General features: G+C 69.3%; 11 protein-coding genes and 4 pseudogenes. 8 read left to right on the top strand and 7 right to left on the bottom strand.

From position 1 onward, the window contains the following. Positions 1 to 155 precede the first annotated feature (155 nt). The 7 genes and pseudogenes from A6302_RS08800 (at position 156) to A6302_RS08770 (ending at position 8,194) form a co-directional block, all read left to right on the top strand. Positions 156 to 971 (top strand): transketolase, encoded by an 816-nt coding sequence (locus A6302_RS08800; RefSeq protein WP_280938995.1) that lies wholly within the window; start codon positions 156 to 158, stop codon positions 969 to 971. After that, the gene (locus A6302_RS08795) at positions 971 to 1,936 is read left to right on the top strand and encodes a transketolase family protein (protein WP_069306721.1); all 966 of its coding nucleotides are present in this window, start codon (positions 971 to 973) and stop codon (positions 1,934 to 1,936) included. The genes A6302_RS08800 and A6302_RS08795 overlap by 1 nt, the downstream gene beginning before the upstream one ends. Before the next feature lie 2 nt (positions 1,937 to 1,938). After that, entirely contained in the window at positions 1,939 to 3,420 is a 1,482-nt protein-coding gene (locus A6302_RS08790) for an FGGY family carbohydrate kinase (protein WP_083255636.1), read from the top strand. 76 nt (positions 3,421 to 3,496) lie between these two features. After that, positions 3,497 to 4,477, top strand: a complete 981-nt coding sequence (locus A6302_RS08785; protein ID WP_069306720.1) for an ABC transporter permease — start codon at positions 3,497 to 3,499, stop codon at positions 4,475 to 4,477. A 159-nt stretch (positions 4,478 to 4,636) separates the two neighbouring features. After that, positions 4,637 to 5,572 (top strand): annotated as a pseudogene (locus A6302_RS08780) (substrate-binding domain-containing protein). A gap of 134 nt (positions 5,573 to 5,706) precedes the next feature. Further along, positions 5,707 to 7,208, top strand: a pseudogene (locus tag A6302_RS08775) (sugar ABC transporter ATP-binding protein). A gap of 221 nt (positions 7,209 to 7,429) precedes the next feature. Continuing rightward, positions 7,430 to 8,194: an SDR family oxidoreductase gene (locus tag A6302_RS08770; RefSeq protein ID WP_069306719.1), complete on the top strand. Its 765-nt coding sequence runs from the start codon at positions 7,430 to 7,432 to the stop codon at positions 8,192 to 8,194. 202 nt (positions 8,195 to 8,396) lie between these two features. On the opposite strand, the gene A6302_RS08765 is transcribed toward A6302_RS08770, so the two are convergent. The 4 genes and pseudogenes from A6302_RS08765 to A6302_RS08750 form a co-directional block, all read right to left on the bottom strand. Further along, the gene (locus A6302_RS08765; protein ID WP_245293997.1) at positions 8,397 to 9,272 is read right to left on the bottom strand and encodes a COG3904 family protein; all 876 of its coding nucleotides are present in this window, start codon (positions 9,270 to 9,272) and stop codon (positions 8,397 to 8,399) included. After that, positions 9,269 to 10,617, bottom strand: a pseudogene (locus A6302_RS08760) (hypothetical protein). The gene A6302_RS08765 and the pseudogene A6302_RS08760 overlap by 4 nt, the downstream one beginning before the upstream one ends. A 177-nt stretch (positions 10,618 to 10,794) precedes the next feature. After that, entirely contained in the window at positions 10,795 to 11,319 is a 525-nt protein-coding gene (locus tag A6302_RS08755; RefSeq protein ID WP_069306718.1) for a gamma carbonic anhydrase family protein, read from the bottom strand. Between the two features lie 125 nt (positions 11,320 to 11,444). Beyond that, a complete protein-coding gene (locus tag A6302_RS08750) occupies positions 11,445 to 11,774 on the bottom strand; it encodes a DUF6949 family protein (protein WP_210183295.1) in 330 nt (109 codons plus the stop codon). A 170-nt stretch (positions 11,775 to 11,944) separates the two neighbouring features. Between A6302_RS08750 and A6302_RS08745 the strand changes: the two genes are divergently transcribed. Continuing rightward, positions 11,945 to 12,721 carry a hypothetical protein gene (locus A6302_RS08745; protein ID WP_141703574.1) on the top strand — a complete coding sequence of 259 codons (777 nt, stop codon included), beginning with the start codon at positions 11,945 to 11,947 and terminating at the stop codon, positions 12,719 to 12,721. Positions 12,722 to 12,849: 128 nt separating this feature from the next. On the opposite strand, the gene A6302_RS26140 is transcribed toward A6302_RS08745, so the two are convergent. The 3 genes and pseudogenes from A6302_RS26140 to A6302_RS08730 all read right to left on the bottom strand — a co-directional run bounded on the left by A6302_RS26140 (position 12,850) and on the right by A6302_RS08730 (position 14,769). Next, a complete protein-coding gene (locus A6302_RS26140; RefSeq protein ID WP_425349142.1) occupies positions 12,850 to 13,047 on the bottom strand; it encodes a DUF3126 family protein in 198 nt (65 codons plus the stop codon). A gap of 248 nt (positions 13,048 to 13,295) precedes the next feature. Next, positions 13,296 to 14,137 (bottom strand): annotated as a pseudogene (gene cysE / locus A6302_RS08735) (serine O-acetyltransferase). 134 nt (positions 14,138 to 14,271) lie between these two features. Beyond that, positions 14,272 to 14,769, bottom strand: a complete 498-nt coding sequence (locus A6302_RS08730) for a hypothetical protein (protein WP_141703572.1) — start codon at positions 14,767 to 14,769, stop codon at positions 14,272 to 14,274. Between the last annotated feature and the right edge of the window lie 128 nt (positions 14,770 to 14,897).

Genomic DNA, 14,897 nt, shown 5'->3' with positions numbered 1-14,897 from the left:
TTGCTCGGGTGCCCCGCTTGACGACCGTCTAGCACGACCGTACTATGGAAATCAATTCTACTGTGAATAATTATTCAGTGCGGGAGGACGATGTGATACTTCAAGCCAACGGGCGGCCGGCCGAGGCCGGCGGAGCGTCCGCGGACGGGTCCTCGCTGTCGGCGGAAGCGCGCGCCCGTCTCCTCGGCGACACCGCGCGCCAGGTGCGCCGGTCGATCGTGGGCATGATCGATGCCGCCAAGGCCGGCCACATCGGCGGCGACCTCTCCGTGACCGACATCCTGACGACGCTCTACTTCTCGGTCCTGCGGATCGACCCGGCCAACCCCGAGTGGGCCGAGCGTGACCGCTTCATCCTGTCGAAGGGCCACTGCGCCGCGGCGCTCTATTCGGTGCTGGCCCAGCGCGGCTTCATCGACCCCGACCTGCTCCAGACCTTCATGAAGCCGCTGTCGGTGCTGAACGGCCACCCCAACCGCCGCAAGGTCGCGGGCGTGGAAGCCAACACCGGTCCGCTCGGCCACGGCCTGCCGATCGGCGTCGGCAGCGCCATCGCCTCGAAGCTCTCGGGCAGCGGCTGGCGCACCTTCGTCGTGCTCGGCGACGGCGAACTGCAGGAAGGCTCGAACTGGGAGGCGGCGATGGCCGCCGGCCACCGCGGCCTCGACAATCTCGTCGCCATCGTCGACCGCAACCGCCTGCAGCAGGGCGCGCGCACCGAGGACACCAACCGCCTCGACCCGCTCGCCGACAAGTGGACCGCCTTCGGCTGGGACACGGTCGAGATCGACGGCCACGACTACGATGCCCTCTACGAGGCCTTCACCGCCCCGCACCCCGGCAAGCCGCGCTGCGTGATCGCCAACACCACCAAGGGCAAGGGCGTCTCCTTCATCGAGGACCGCGTCGAATGGCACCACAAGGTGCCCTCGCCCGAGCAGGTCGTCCTCGCCCTTCAGGAACTCAGCTGATGAACGCGCCCGCCCCCAGCCCCGCCGCAAGCCCCGCTCCGGCCGCGAAGTTCGACTGCCGTGTCGCCTTTGCCGAGACCCTCATCGAGCTTGCCCGCACCGATCCGCGCATCGTCGCGATCTGCAACGACAGCGTCGGCTCGTCCAATCTCAACGCCTTCCGCGACGCGTTTCCGGACCGCCTGATCAACGTCGGCATCGCCGAGCAGAACATGGTCGGCGTCGCCGCTGGCCTTGCCAACGGGGGCTTCGTGCCTTTCGTCTGTGCCGCGGCGCCTTTCCTCACCGGCCGCGCCACCGAGCAGATCAAGGCTGACGTCGCCTACAACGGCTACCATGTCGTCCTCTGCGGCATGAGCCCGGGCATGGCCTACGGCGAGCTTGGCCCGACGCACCATTCCATCGAGGATCTCTCGTGGATGCGGGCGATCACCGGCCTGCCGATCGTGGTTCCGGCCGATCCCGAACAGACCAGCGCCGCCGTGCGCTGGGCCGTGGAGAGCGGCGGCCCGTCCTACCTGCGCATCGGCCGCACCAAGGTGCCGTCGGTGAGCAAGGCAGATGCCTTCGCCATCGGCCGCGCCGACGTGTTGCGAGACGGCACCGACGTCACCCTGATCGCCACCGGCGTCATGGTCTCGCGGGCGCTGGAGGCGGCGGACGATCTTGCCGGAAAGGGCATCTCGGCCCGCGTCCTCAACATCGCGACGATCCGCCCCCTCGACGAGGACGCCATCCTGGCGGCCGCCCGCGAGACCGGCGCGATCGTCACCGTGGAAGAGGCGATGGTCGAAGGCGGTCTCGGCGCCGCGGTGGCCGCGGTCGTCGTCCGCCATCACCCGGTACCGATGCGCATCCTCGGCGTGCCGGGCTTTGCGCCCACGGGCTCGGCGGAATTCCTGCTCGAGCATTTCGGCCTCGACCGCGCCGGCATCGTCGGCGCCGCGCTGGAGCTCAAGGGCTGATCATGAGCGCGCCGCTGATCCTCGCCATCGACCAGGGAACGAGTTCGACGAAGTGTCTCGTCGTCGACGCGGCCGGCGCGGTCGTCGCGCGCGGCGGCGCGTCGCTCGGCCAGAGCGCGCCGCATCCGGGCTGGGTCGAACAGGACCCGCGCGCGATCTGGGCCAGCGTCGAACAGGCCGTGGCCGCCGCGCTGACCCCGGAGCTTGCCGCCCGCGTCGTCGCGGTCGGCTTCAGCACCCAGCGCGAATCCTGCGTGATCTGGGACCGGGCGACCGGCGAGCCGCTGACGCCGCTGCTCTCCTGGCAGGACCAGCGCACCGAAGGCCTCTGCGCCGACCTGCGCGCCAAGGGTCATGCCGGCTATGTGCGCGACACGAGCGGCCTGCCGCTCGACCCGATGTTCTCGGCCGCCAAGGCGAAATGGCTGCTCGACCGCCTCGATCCGGACCGGGTCCGCGCGAAGGCCGGCGAGATCGTCATCGGCACCGTCGACAGCTTCCTGATCTCGCGTTTCGGCGGCGAGCCGGTCGTCGAGGCCGGCAATGCATCGCGCATGCAACTCGTCGATGTCGCAACCAATAGCTTCGACGCACGCCTGCTCGACCTCTTCGACATCCCGCTTGCCGCCCTGCCGCGGATCGTGCCGTCCGTCGGCCCGTTCCCCGCGGTGAGGGGCCTCGCGCCCCTGCCCGACGGCGTGCCGGTTCTGGCGGTGCTCGCCGACTCCCACGCCGCCCTCTTTGCCCACGGCGCCTATGCGCCGGGTCCGGTGAAGGCGACCCAGGGCACCGGCTCGTCGGTGATGGGCCTGCTCGACCGCAGCGCCACCCGCGACGGCGCGACCCTCCACAAGGGTCTGTGCGTGACGATCGCCTGGTGGATCGATCAGCCGATGCTCGCCTTCGAGGGCAACATCCGCTCGGCCGGCTCCACCCTCGTCTGGGCCGCCGACCTTCTCGGCGTCGCGCCCGGCGAACTTGCCGATCTGGCCGCCAGCGTCCCCGACGCCGGCAATGTCCATCTTGTTCCGGGCTTCAACGGCCTTGGCGCGCCCTGGTGGGACGGCGCGGCGGTGGCGACCTTCTCCGGCTTCACCCTCGGCTCCGGCCGCAAGGAACTGGCCCGCGCCGCGCTCGAGTCGATCGCCCACCAGATCGCCGACCTTGCCGATGCGGTGACCGGCAGCAACGTCACGATCGACAGGCTTCATGTCGACGGCGGGCCGACCCGCAACGACCATCTGATGCAGATCGAGGCCGACCTGATCGGCCTGCCCGTGGAGCGCACCGACACCGCGGAACTCTCCGCGCTCGGCGCCGCCCATCTCGCCGGACTTCGGGCCGGCCTGTTCGACATCGACGGCCTGCGCCGTCTCGACCGCGGCGGCCGGCGCTTCACGCCGGTCATGGACACGGCCGAGCGGCAGCGCCGGCGCGATGCCTGGCGGCGGGCCGTCGCCCGCTCGCTGAGCACGCACGACTGAGAAGACACCGGAACCGCACGGCAGACAGCCCCAAGGGCATCGGGCCGCAAGGCCGACAGGGAGAGGAAACGTGACCATGACCACCGCATCGGAAGGCCCCCGGACCTCGTCCGGTCGCACATGGCTGCGTCTGGGCAGCGGCGCCACCGGACCGTTCATCGGCCTGATCGCGCTCTGCGCGTTCCTCGCCTTTTCCAGCGACACCTTCCTGACGATGCGCAACTTCCTGAACGTCATGGACCAGATCACGGTCATCGGCGTGATGGCGATCGGCATGACCTTCGTCATCCTGATCGGCGGCATCGACCTGTCGGTCGGCTCGGTGCTCGCCCTGTCGGCCATGGTCATGGCCTGGCTCGGCAACCAGATGGGCGTTCCCTTCCCGCTGGCGATCCTGTGCGCCCTCGTCGCCGCCTCGCTCTGCGGCGTCGTCTCGGGGCTGATGATCACGCGGCTGAACATGCCGCCGTTCATCGCCACCCTCGCGATGATGTCGATCGCCCGCGGCATCGCCTCGATGATCACCGACGGCTCGCAGATCGTCGGCTTTCCCTTCTGGTTTTCCGACCTCGCGATCATCCGCTACGGCGGGCTCCTGAGCTCCACCGTCGCGGTGATGCTGGTGCTGACGGCGATCGCCTATGTCTTCCTGAAATACCGCCCCTCCGGCCGCGCGCTCTATGCGCTGGGTGGCAGCCCCGAGGTCGCGCGTCTGGCCGGCATCCGCGTCGCCAGCGCCACGATCTGGGTCTACACCGCCTGCGCCTTCACGGCGGGTCTGGCCGGCGTGATCCTGTCGGCCCGCCTCGACTCGGCCCAGCCGAGCTCCGGCCTCGGCTACGAACTCGACACCATCGCGGCCGTCGTCATCGGCGGCGCCAGCCTGTCGGGCGGCGTCGGGAGCATCGCCGGCACGGCGGTGGGCGTGCTGATCATCGGCTTCCTGCGCAACGGCCTCAACCTCCTGCACGTCTCGCCCTTCGTGCAGCAGGTGGTGATCGGCGTCGTCATCGCCCTTGCGGTCGCCGCCGACAGTTTCCGCAAGCGCGGGCGCTGAAGCAGCCACACGACACATGGCCCGGCCGACGCTGCCGGGCCTGAAGGAAATTCGCCCGTTCGTGGCGAAGACAGGTCCCGAGAGGACCGATCGGGGAGGCCAGCCGGCAACCGGGAGGAGCCGGGCGGCGAGGCAATCCTAAACACTGGAGGAACAGTCATGTTTTCACGTCGCACCGCCCTTCTCGCCGCCGCCGCCACCCTCGTGCTGGCCGGCGCCGTGCAGTCCGCCAATGCCGCCGAGGCCAAGAAGATCGGCCTCGCCGTCGCCAACCTGCAGGCGAACTTCTTCAACCAGATCAAGCAGTCGGTCGAAGCCTACGCCAAGGAGAAGGGTATCGAGGTCATCACCGTCGCGCCCGCGGCGATGCGGCTACCCAGGTCAGCCAGATCCAGGATCTCGTCGCCCAGAACATCGACGCCCTGATCTACATCCCGGCCGCGCCACCGCCGCCTCGGTGCCGGTGCGCACCGCCAAGGCGCCGGCATTCCGGTGGTCAACGTCGACCGCAACGCCGACGGCGCCCCGGGCGACACCTTCATCGCCACCGACAGCGTCACCTCGGCCCGTCAGGTCTGCGACCACATCGCCAAGCAGGCGGGCGGCAAGGGCGAGATGCTGATCATCCACGGTCAGCGCGGCACGACCCCCGAGGTCGACCGCTCCAAGGGCTGCGCCGAGGCGCTTGCCAACTACCCGGACATCAAGGTGGTCGGTGAGCTCTGGTCGGAAGCCTGGAGTCAGGACGAAGGCTTCAAGCTGACATCCGACCTGCTGCAGGCCCACCCGAACGTGTCGATCATCTGGGGCCAGGCCGACGGCCTCGCCCTCGGCGCCGCCCAGGCGGTCAAGGTCGCAAACCCCGACCACCGCATCTTCGTGGCCGGCTTCGACGGCGACACCGCGGCGCTCGAGGCCCTGCGCGACGGCGTGTTCGACGTAACCGCCACCCAGCAGACCCAGAAGATGGGCCGAATGGCGGTGGATTCGGCGATCGCGCTGGTCGCCGGCGAGACCGTGCCGGCCGAACAGCTGCAGGACGCGACGCTGACCACCAAGGACAACGTCGGCCCGTTCATCGAGAACCATCCCTGATCCTCGATCCGAAGACCGGCGGCACCCCACGTGCCGCCGGTCGCTTCGCCGCGGCGGTCTTGCCTGCGGCCTCCGAACGCGCCTCCCCGCCGACCCGTCGGTGGGGCCCCGTTTCGCCGGAAGAGACGACGACCATGACGACAACCGCACCCGCCGATCGCGCGGCGATCCTTCAGGTCCGTGGCATCGGCAAGGCCTACGGCCCGGTCACCGTGCTGCAGGACGTCGATCTCGACGTCCGCCGCGGCGAGGTGCTGGCGCTGCTCGGCGAGAACGGGGCCGGCAAGTCGACGATCTCGTCGATCATCGCCGGACTGGTGAAGCCGACCACCGGCACCATGACCTGGCAGGGCCAGCCGCATGCGCCCGCCAACCCCGCCGCCGCCCTTGCCACCGGCATCGGCCTGATCCACCAGGAAATGCGCCTGCTGCCCGACCTGTCGGTCGCCGAGAATGTGTTCGTCGGCCGCCTGCCGACCAAGGGCGGACGGGTCGACCGCGCCCTGATCAACCGGCTCGCCGCCGAACAGCTCCACCGCCTCGGCCTCGACATCGCCCCGACCACGCTGGTGCGCGACCTGCGGGTTGCCGCCCAGCAGCAGGTCGAGATCGCCAAGCGCTGACGCTGAAGGCCAAGCTCCTGATCTTCGACGAGCCGACCGCCGCGCTCGGCGGCGAGGAGACCGAACGGCTGTTCGAGCAGATCGCCGGGCTGAAGGCCGAGGGCGTGTCCTTCATCTACATCAGCCACCGCCTCGACGAGATCGCCCGCATCGCCGACCGCGTCGCGGTGCTGCGCGACGGCAAGCTCGTCGCCCTGCACGAGACCGCCGATCTGCCGATCAAGACGCTGGTGGAAGAAATGGTCGGCCGGCCGCTCGACCGCATGTTCCCGGCGCTGAAGCAGGTGGACGGCGAGACGCTGATCGAGGTCGAGAACCTCACCAGCGCCGAAGGCGCCTTCTCCGACATCAGCTTCTCGGTGAAGGCCGGCGAGGTGTTCGGCATCGCGGGCATCGTCGGCGCGGGGCGCACGGAGCTCGTGCGCGGCATCGCCGGCGTCGATCCCCTCGCCTCGGGCAGCGTCAAGGTGGCCGGCACGGCGATCCGCCTCTCCAGCCCGCGCGACGCGCTCGACAAGGGCATCGTGCTGGTGCCGGAAGACCGCAAGGCGCAGGGCCTCGTGCTCGACCATTCGATCGCCGAGAATCTGGCGCTCGGCAACTATCCGACCGTGGCCCCCTCCGGCTGGGTGTCGCCGAAGGCCGTGGAACGCTTTGCCGCCGACGCCATCCGCCGCTTCGGCGTGAAGGGCGCGCCCGGCCAGCGGGCCGGCCAGCTTTCCGGCGGCAATCAGCAGAAGGTCGTGATCGCCAAGTGCATCTCGCGCGGTCCCCGCGTGGTGATCCTCGACGAGCCGACCCGCGGCATCGACGTCGGCGCAAGAGCCGCGATCTACGACGTTATCAAGGAACTCGCCGACCGGGGCATGGCGGTGATCGTCGTCAGCTCCGATCTCGACGAGGTGCTCGGCCTGTCGAACCGCGTCATGGTGCTGAACCGCGGCCGCAACCGGGGTATCCTGCCCCACGAACGCGCCAGCCGCGTCGAGGTGATGGAACTCGCGACCACGTAACCGCAAAGCGGCGCGGCGCTCTCCCCGCCGCCCGCCCCTCCCGCGAGGGCGGGAGCCCAGCACCGGCCGGCCCTGCCCGCCGTGACGCCGACATCCGCCTTGCCGGGATCATGGGTCACCGGCTCGCGACGGGCGACAGGCCGCCGAGGCTGGGCTCCTCCCCGCGCGGGACCGCGACGACAGAAACGACAGAAACGACCGCAATTCCGGAGACCAGATCCATGAAACTCTTCAGCCTCGCCGGCGACGTCGCCTTCGTCACCGGAGCCGGCAGCGGCATCGGCCAGCGCATCGCCATCGGTCTCGCCGAGGCCGGCGCGGACGTCGCCCTGTTCGATCTGCCGGGCTCCGCCGGTCTTGCCGAGACCAAGGCGGCGATCGAGGCCCATGGCCGCCGCGCCCTCGTCACCGAGGGCAACGTCACCGACGAGGCCGCGCTCGCCGCCGCCGTCGCCGCCACCGAAGCCGAACTCGGCAGCCTCGACCTTGCCGTCAACAGCGCCGGCATCGCCAACGCCGCCCCGGCCGAGGACCTGCCGCTGGCCCAGTGGCAGAAGATGATCGACGTCAACCTGACCGGCGTCTTCCTCTCCTGCCAGGCCGAGGGCCGGGCGATGCTGAAGCGCGGCAAGGGCGCGATCGTCAACATTGCCTCGATGTCCGGCACGATCTGCAACCGCGGCCTGACGCAAGCGCACTACAACAGTTCCAAGGCCGGCGTGATCCATCTGTCGAAGAGTCTGGCGATGGAATGGGTCGGGCGCGGCGTGCGGGTCAACGTCATCAGCCCCGGCTACACGCTGACCCCGATGAACAAGCGCCCCGAAGTGGCCGAGCAGCTCAAGATCTTCGCCAGCGAAACGCCGATGCAGCGCATCGCCGAACCGGACGAGATGGTCGGACCCGCGATCTTCCTGCTGAGCCCCGCCGCCTCCTTCGTCACCGGCGTCGACCTGCTGGTGGACGGTGGCTTCGAATGCTGGTGAGGGTGCTGGCCTGACCGATCAGCGCACGTCGGCGCCTTGCCAGAGGCCTCGTCCTTCGAGACGGCCCTGCGGGCCTCCTCAGGATGAGGCCTTCGCACAGCAGGATAAGCCCCCGACACTTGCTCTTTTCCTCATCCTGAGGAGGTCGCGCAGCGACCGTCTCGAAGGATGAGGAAAAGCCACGGCGCAACCGTCGCCCCCCTCACTGGGCGGCGGCGGTCGTGACCGGGGCGTTGCCGGAGGTGGCGAGCTTGAGCTCCAGGAGCTCGTCCTGGGTGAAGTAGAAGATCTGCTCCGGCGGCGTTTCCATGGCGTGAATCCACACCCGCGGATCGACGCCCATGTCGACGAGATGGCGCTGGCATTCGGCCGAGACGCGCTGGGCGCTGGCCATGCCTTCCGCGCCGGTCTCCTCCGGTCCGCCCGTCACGCGCATCGCCGACACCTGGTGGACGCCGACCGAGGCGCCCTCCTCCGCGAAGCGTTGCGTGCCGCCGGAAAACACCAGCGGACAGGACGAGGCGCAACGCCCCTCCTCCTCGACCAGCGTGTCGAGCCCGCGCGCCCGGATCAGTCGCGACATCTCCAGCGCATCCGTCACCGACCCGCCGGGCGAATCGAGCACGATCGTCGTGGCATAGCCGCCGCGCTTGCCGATCTCCTCGGCAAAGCGCGCCGCCGTGCCGGGCGTGATCGTGCCGCGTGCTTCCAGACGCCCGCCGGCGACGAGTTCGAAGCTCATCGGCTCGCCGAGTTCGGCCATGGGCTTGGGTCCTTCGCGGCCGGGCGCAGGCGCCACATCCGGCCGGGCGGACGGCAGATTCGGATCGGCCGCCGGCAGCGTCTCGGAGGAGCGCGCCGGCAGCGTCGGCGGTGGCTTGGCCATCTGCTCGGCGAGATCGAGACACAGCACCGTCACGGTGATCGAGGCAAGGCCGTAGAACACCGTCCGCAACACCCGCTCGTCCGGCCGCGGACCGAGGATGCGGCGCCACAGCGGCACGGCATGGGCCGCGGGCCGCGGGTCGGACCGCAGGACCGGCTTTGCCTCGGGGCGATCGTCCGCGGCGCCGCTCATTCGCGCTTCATCCCGCGGGACGGCAGCGGTGTGACGCTCGCCTCGCCGACCGGTTCGACGGCGGACAGGGTCGGCTCGCCATGGTCCGGGTTGCGGCGCTCCGGTGCGCGCCGTTCCGCCTCATCCTCGGGTGTCTCGACGACCGGCGTCACCACGGGCTGCGGCGACACCAGCGTGCGCTCGCCCTCGACCTCGCGCAGCAGCCGCATCGCCGTCAGCAGATCGGCCGCGGTCATGCTGTCGGCGGCGGCCGGCTCGGCCTCGCGGCGGATCGCGGCGTGGACGACGCAGAGAATCAGCACCAGCACCGCCGGCAGCAGGTCGATCGAGATCGCGCCCGCCCAGCTCGGCAGGAAGTCGCCCGCATAGCGCAGCACCGCCTCGGCGGTGGACAGCGGCTGGAACCGGGCCGCTCCACGCCCGGAATCGACGTGATTTCCTCGGCTGCCTGGGAAAGCGCGGCGGCCTGCACCGCCACCGCCTTCTCGACGCTGCCGACCACTTCGGTCTGGCGGCCGGCGAGTTCGGCGTCGCGACCGTTCGCGGCCGGGGCGATGAAGCCGGCGGAGAGATCCTCGGCCGCGCGGCGCACGGCCGGCGCCATCGACGACTGCTCCAGCGCGGCAATGGTGCCGACGAGCTTCAGCGCCTCGCCGGCAAAGGCGTCGCTCCGCTCCTTGATCGCGCCCTGCCCCGAGACGAGTTCGCGCATGATGGTCAGATGCGTGCCGCCCTCGGCGTAAAGCTCCTTGGCCCGTTCGCCGCTCTCACCGACCTGCCGGCCGAGATCGTCGAGCTGGGTCGACATCTGGCTGAGAAGCTGCACGACGGTGCCCGAGCCGCCGGTGCCGGTCAGCGCGCCGCCGCGCTCGGCCTCGGCAAGCCGGGCAAAGCGGGTCGAGGCGAGCTGGATGTCCGGAAGCAGGCTCTGGGCGCCGAGCGCACGGTTGTGGGCGGCATCGAGATCACGGGTGTAGGCCTGCAGCGTCACGGCCAGATGCTGCTCGATCGCCGCCGATCCGGCGAGCGCCGCCGCGTTCAGCCACGAGGACATGGCGACGATCATCAGCGAGCCGAGCACCATCGCGGCGGTCAGCCAGATCCGGCTCGCCACCTGTCGCACATGCGGCAGGAAGCGCAGCATGAACGACCAGAAGGCGTAGATCGCCACCGACACGGCCGACGAATAGATCAGCGCCGCCAGGAAGGTGACCATCGGCGCGCCGTCGAGCAGGTCGCGCACGCCGAGATAGGTATAGACGCCCGAGGCAAGGGCCAGCACCGCGAGCGTCAGGCGCATGGTGAGGTCGAGACCGGCGACACCGTCGCGCAGCGGTGATGACATGGAGAGATCCCCGTTAGAGGTTTCTTAACGTTCCCGGTCTTTGCGCCAGCATTGTGGCCGGAGGCCCATCGGACAGCATTGTGGCCGGAGGCCCATCGGACAGCATTGTGGCCGGAGGCCCATCGGCCGAGAGTGTGGCCGGCGCCCCGCGTCCGGAGATCGCTCCAGATCCGGGGCTCAGATCGGCTTCAGTCCGTCGCGAAAGCGCTTCCAGTTGCGCACGTAGCCCTCGGCGGTCAGGCGCATGCGCTCGGCCGCCGCCGCGTCGATCTCGCGCACGACCTTGCCGGGCATGCCCATCACCAGCGAGTTGTCCGGAATTTCCTTGCCTTCCGGAATGAGCGCGCCCGCGCCGATCAGGCAGTTGCGGCCGATCTTTGCCCCGTTCAGCAGCGTCGCCCCCATGCCGATCAGCGAATTGTCGCCGATGATGCAGCCGTGGAGCATCGCGCGATGGCCGACCGTGCAGTTGGCGCCGATCACCAGCGGATAGCCCATGTCGGTGTGGAGCACGCAGACGTCCTGGACGTTGCTGTTCGGCCCGATCCGGATCTCCTCGTTGTCGCCGCGCAGCACGCTGCCGAACCAGACGCTCGAGCCCGCCTCCAGCACGATCTTTCCGATCAAGGTGGCATCCGGCGCCACCCAGCAGTCGCCCTCGGCAAGGCTCGGGGCCAGTCCGTCCAGTGTGTAGAGCGGCATTCGTCATCCTCCCGTCGATCCGGCGCGTCCCCCCGGGCGCGCGCATCCTGTCGGGGATAGAGAAATGTCCGCAGGCGTCAACGGTTGATCACCCCGCCGGACGATCGGTCGCCGCCCGGGCCCGCTCAGATGCTGCCCTGCACCGCATAGACCAGCGAGAGCACCACTGTGCCCGAACACAGGCTCCAGCCTCCGGCAATCAGCGTCGAGGCGAACAGCCAGCCGATCGGACGACGTTCGATGAACCGGCCGCGCACGGCATTGCGCATCAGGATCATCGGACCCGCGAACATGCAGGTCAGGATCGAGGCGATGGCCGACGCCGGACGGGTGTCGGGAATGTCGAAGGCGCAGGGGCGCGCCGTGACAAGCTGGTAGAAGGACGAGATCAGGCCCGCGGCCACGAAGCCGGATATCGTGATCACCAGCGCCGCATAGACTTCACCCGACATCATCCCCGCCCCTCCGTCCGATCCTGAAATGAAACGCGCCGCGCCTCGTTGCAGAGGGCATCGCAACGGCCGTACCGCAATCGCCGAGGGTAGCATTTACGGGATGTTAACCATATCCGCGTCTGGTTGAGGGGAAGGCTTTTCAGCCGGTTGTGCCGTGACGGGGCAGCCGCGTGTCATTTCGGGAGGCGGCCACGTCGACCAGATCCAGTCCGTATGATCTCGACCAGAGCGACTTCCAGGTGCGCGCGCGGGTGCGCACCTACGATCGCGCCAGCTGGTTCTTCCGGATCACGGCGACCTTCCTGCTCATCGCCGCGGCACTGCTGGTGGTGGACTTCGGCCTGCGCTGGACGTCGGACATGTTCGGCGTCAACGACCGTTCGTCGGAACCGACACCGGTGCCGGTCGATGTCGCCGGCACGCGGCTGACCATTCCCGGCAACATGATACGCTATGCCAACGACCGGACGGGCGAGCCGGTCAACCGTGTCGATCTGGTGGTGCACTGGCCGACGCTGGGCGGCTTCACCAACGAGACCGCCCGCGACTTCGCCGATGCCTCCGACACGCCGCCCTTCTTCTACCTGACGATCCAGAAGCGGGAATCGGCGACCGACAGCGCCGGCCGCCTCTCCAGCGTCTACCAGCATTTCTTCACGGATCGCCGCGTTCCGGCCCCGGCCGGGCTGGTCGGCCGCGAGTTGTCGGAGGATTCCGGGCTCGCCGGCGAGGAGGTCTATTTCGAGGCCGGCTCGACGCGGCCCTTCACCGTGCACTGCATGCATGACGACGGCACCGGCTTTCCGGTCACGTGCATGACCGAGATTCACGCCGGCGGTGACCTGTCGGTCCAGCTCCGCTTCCGCAAGGGCCTGCTGCCGCAGTGGCAGGAACTGTCGCGCGGCATGAGCGCCCTGCTCGTCAGCTTCGGCGTCTTCCTCAACTGACCGGCATCTTCACGGCGCCCCGAGAGACGGGATCGGAAACGAAAAAGAGCGGCCCCGCCGGGACCGCTCCTTTCATGTCTGCCGCGCATCGCATCGGCCGGCGGAAGTTCTCCGCCCTGCCGCCGCGCTCAATCCTCGAGATCTTCCCCGAGAACCGCCATGTTGAAATTGTAGGACAGTTCGCCGTCCTCTTCGTCCTTGAAGAGGATGCCGACGAATTCCTCGCCGACGTAGACCTCGGCGGAATCCGCCTTGCGCGGACGGGTCCGCACGGAGATGGTCGGGGACACGAACACCTTGCGGAGATACGTCTCGATCTTCTGGATTTCTTCGCGGGTCAATTCCGGGGTCTTTCCTGTCGTCGCGCCAGTGATCGCGCCTGTGGTCGCGGTGGGTGGCCCCGCGCATGGCGAGCCCTTGTCGAAGCATCCGCCGCCGTGCGGCACCGCGGACGCCGATCCGTTCCGGGCGTCTTCTGGCACAGGCTCCGCGCCGATCCAACCCTTGGCGAGCAGATTTTCCACGGCGGTCGCCGCAGGCCGGGCCTGACCGGGACGGCAAGGCCCGCGCGGCGTCAGATCACGTTGCCGGCCAGCATCTGGTCCATCGACCGGGACGGCTCCGAGCAGCCGGCCTCGCCCACGACCCGGGCCGGCACGCCGGCCACCGTCGTGCACGGCGGCACCGGCTTCAGCACGACCGATCCCGACGCGACGCGCGAGCAATGGCCAACCTCGATGTTGCCGAGCACCTTGCGCCGGCGCCGAGCAGCACGCCCTTGCGGATCTTCGGGTGACGGTCGCCCGTCTCCTTGCCCGTCCCGCCGAGGGTGACGCCCTGAAGGATCGACACGTCGTCCTCGATCACCGCCGTCTGGCCGATGACGATGCCGGTGGCGTGGTCGAAGAACAGGCCGCGCCCGAGCACTACCGCCGGGTGGATGTCCACCTGGAACACCTCGGAAATCCGCGACTGGAGATAGAGTGCCAGATCACGCCGCTCGTGCCGCCACAGCCAGTTCGCGAGCCGGTGCGCCTCGATGGCATGGAAGCCCTTGAAGTAGAGGACCGGATCGAGGAAGCGGTCGCAGGCCGGATCGCGGTCGTAGACGGCGACGATATCAACCCGGAATGCCTCGCCGATCGCGGCATCGTCGTCGATCGCCTCGCGGAAGGCCTGGCGGATCATCGCTGCCGGCACCACCGAATGGTCGAGGCGGTCGGCGACCCGCTCGGCCACGGCGTCCTCCAGACGGGTCTGGTCGATGATCGTGCGGTGCAGGAAGCCGCCGAGGGCGGGCTCGCGCGCGACCACCGACAGCGCTTCCTCGCGCAGGCGGTGCCACACCGGATCGACGGTATCGAGACGGCGCTGTCCCACGGGCTTCTGGCCGGCGGAAACGGAAGAATTGACCATGACCTTCGCCTTTCCGGAGAACGCTGCCTCCGCAGATCGCTGTTGGCGCGCAAAATAACACATGAGGACGCCGCGTGGGCAGCACCTTGTCTCCTCGTCGATAACAACGTCTTGAAGACTAGGTTCCCGGCGCGTCAGGCGCCTGCCGCGCGCGAGGAGAGCCAGTGGCCGCGGCCCTCGGCCGCCCGGTCGGGAGCCCGATCCGGCGCCCGCTCGTTCCACCGCGCCGGAACGATGGGCAGGAAGTCACCGGAGGCGATCACCGCATAGCGGCGCAGAGCCATCACCAGCATGCCCTCGATCATCTCCCGCGCCCGCCCCGGCAGCGTCGCGACCCCGACATCGATGTCGGTGATCAGCATCTCCGCCGACAGCGGCACGACATCCTGCTCGCGCTCGGCGAACAGGCCGATCTCGATCTTCTTCGGTTCCATTCGTCCGATCCAGGCGCGGATGCCCAGCAGCGACCGCAGCAGTCCGTCGGGGATCGGCACCCGTCGCGGGCCGAGGCAGACGCCGATCGCCGTCACGAGATCGGCGTGGAACACGGTCCGGCCCCTGAGCTCGTCGACCAGCACCTCCACCACCACCGGCAGGTCGCGTCGGCAAGCGGCATCCGCGTATCGTCCCATCCGAGCAGGAGATGGTCCCGCTCGGTCTCGAAGCCGCAATGGGCCAGCGCCGTCTCTCCGGCCCCGAGAGCCGAGAGGCGGACGTCGTCACGCCATCTGCGTCCGAACACCAGACGACAGAACAGGAC

Origin of the sequence: Methylobrevis pamukkalensis (genome assembly GCF_001720135.1) — a bacterium.
Lineage (GTDB): Bacteria > Pseudomonadota > Alphaproteobacteria > Rhizobiales > Pleomorphomonadaceae > Methylobrevis > Methylobrevis pamukkalensis.
This window is presented reverse-complemented; position numbering and strand designations above follow the sequence as displayed.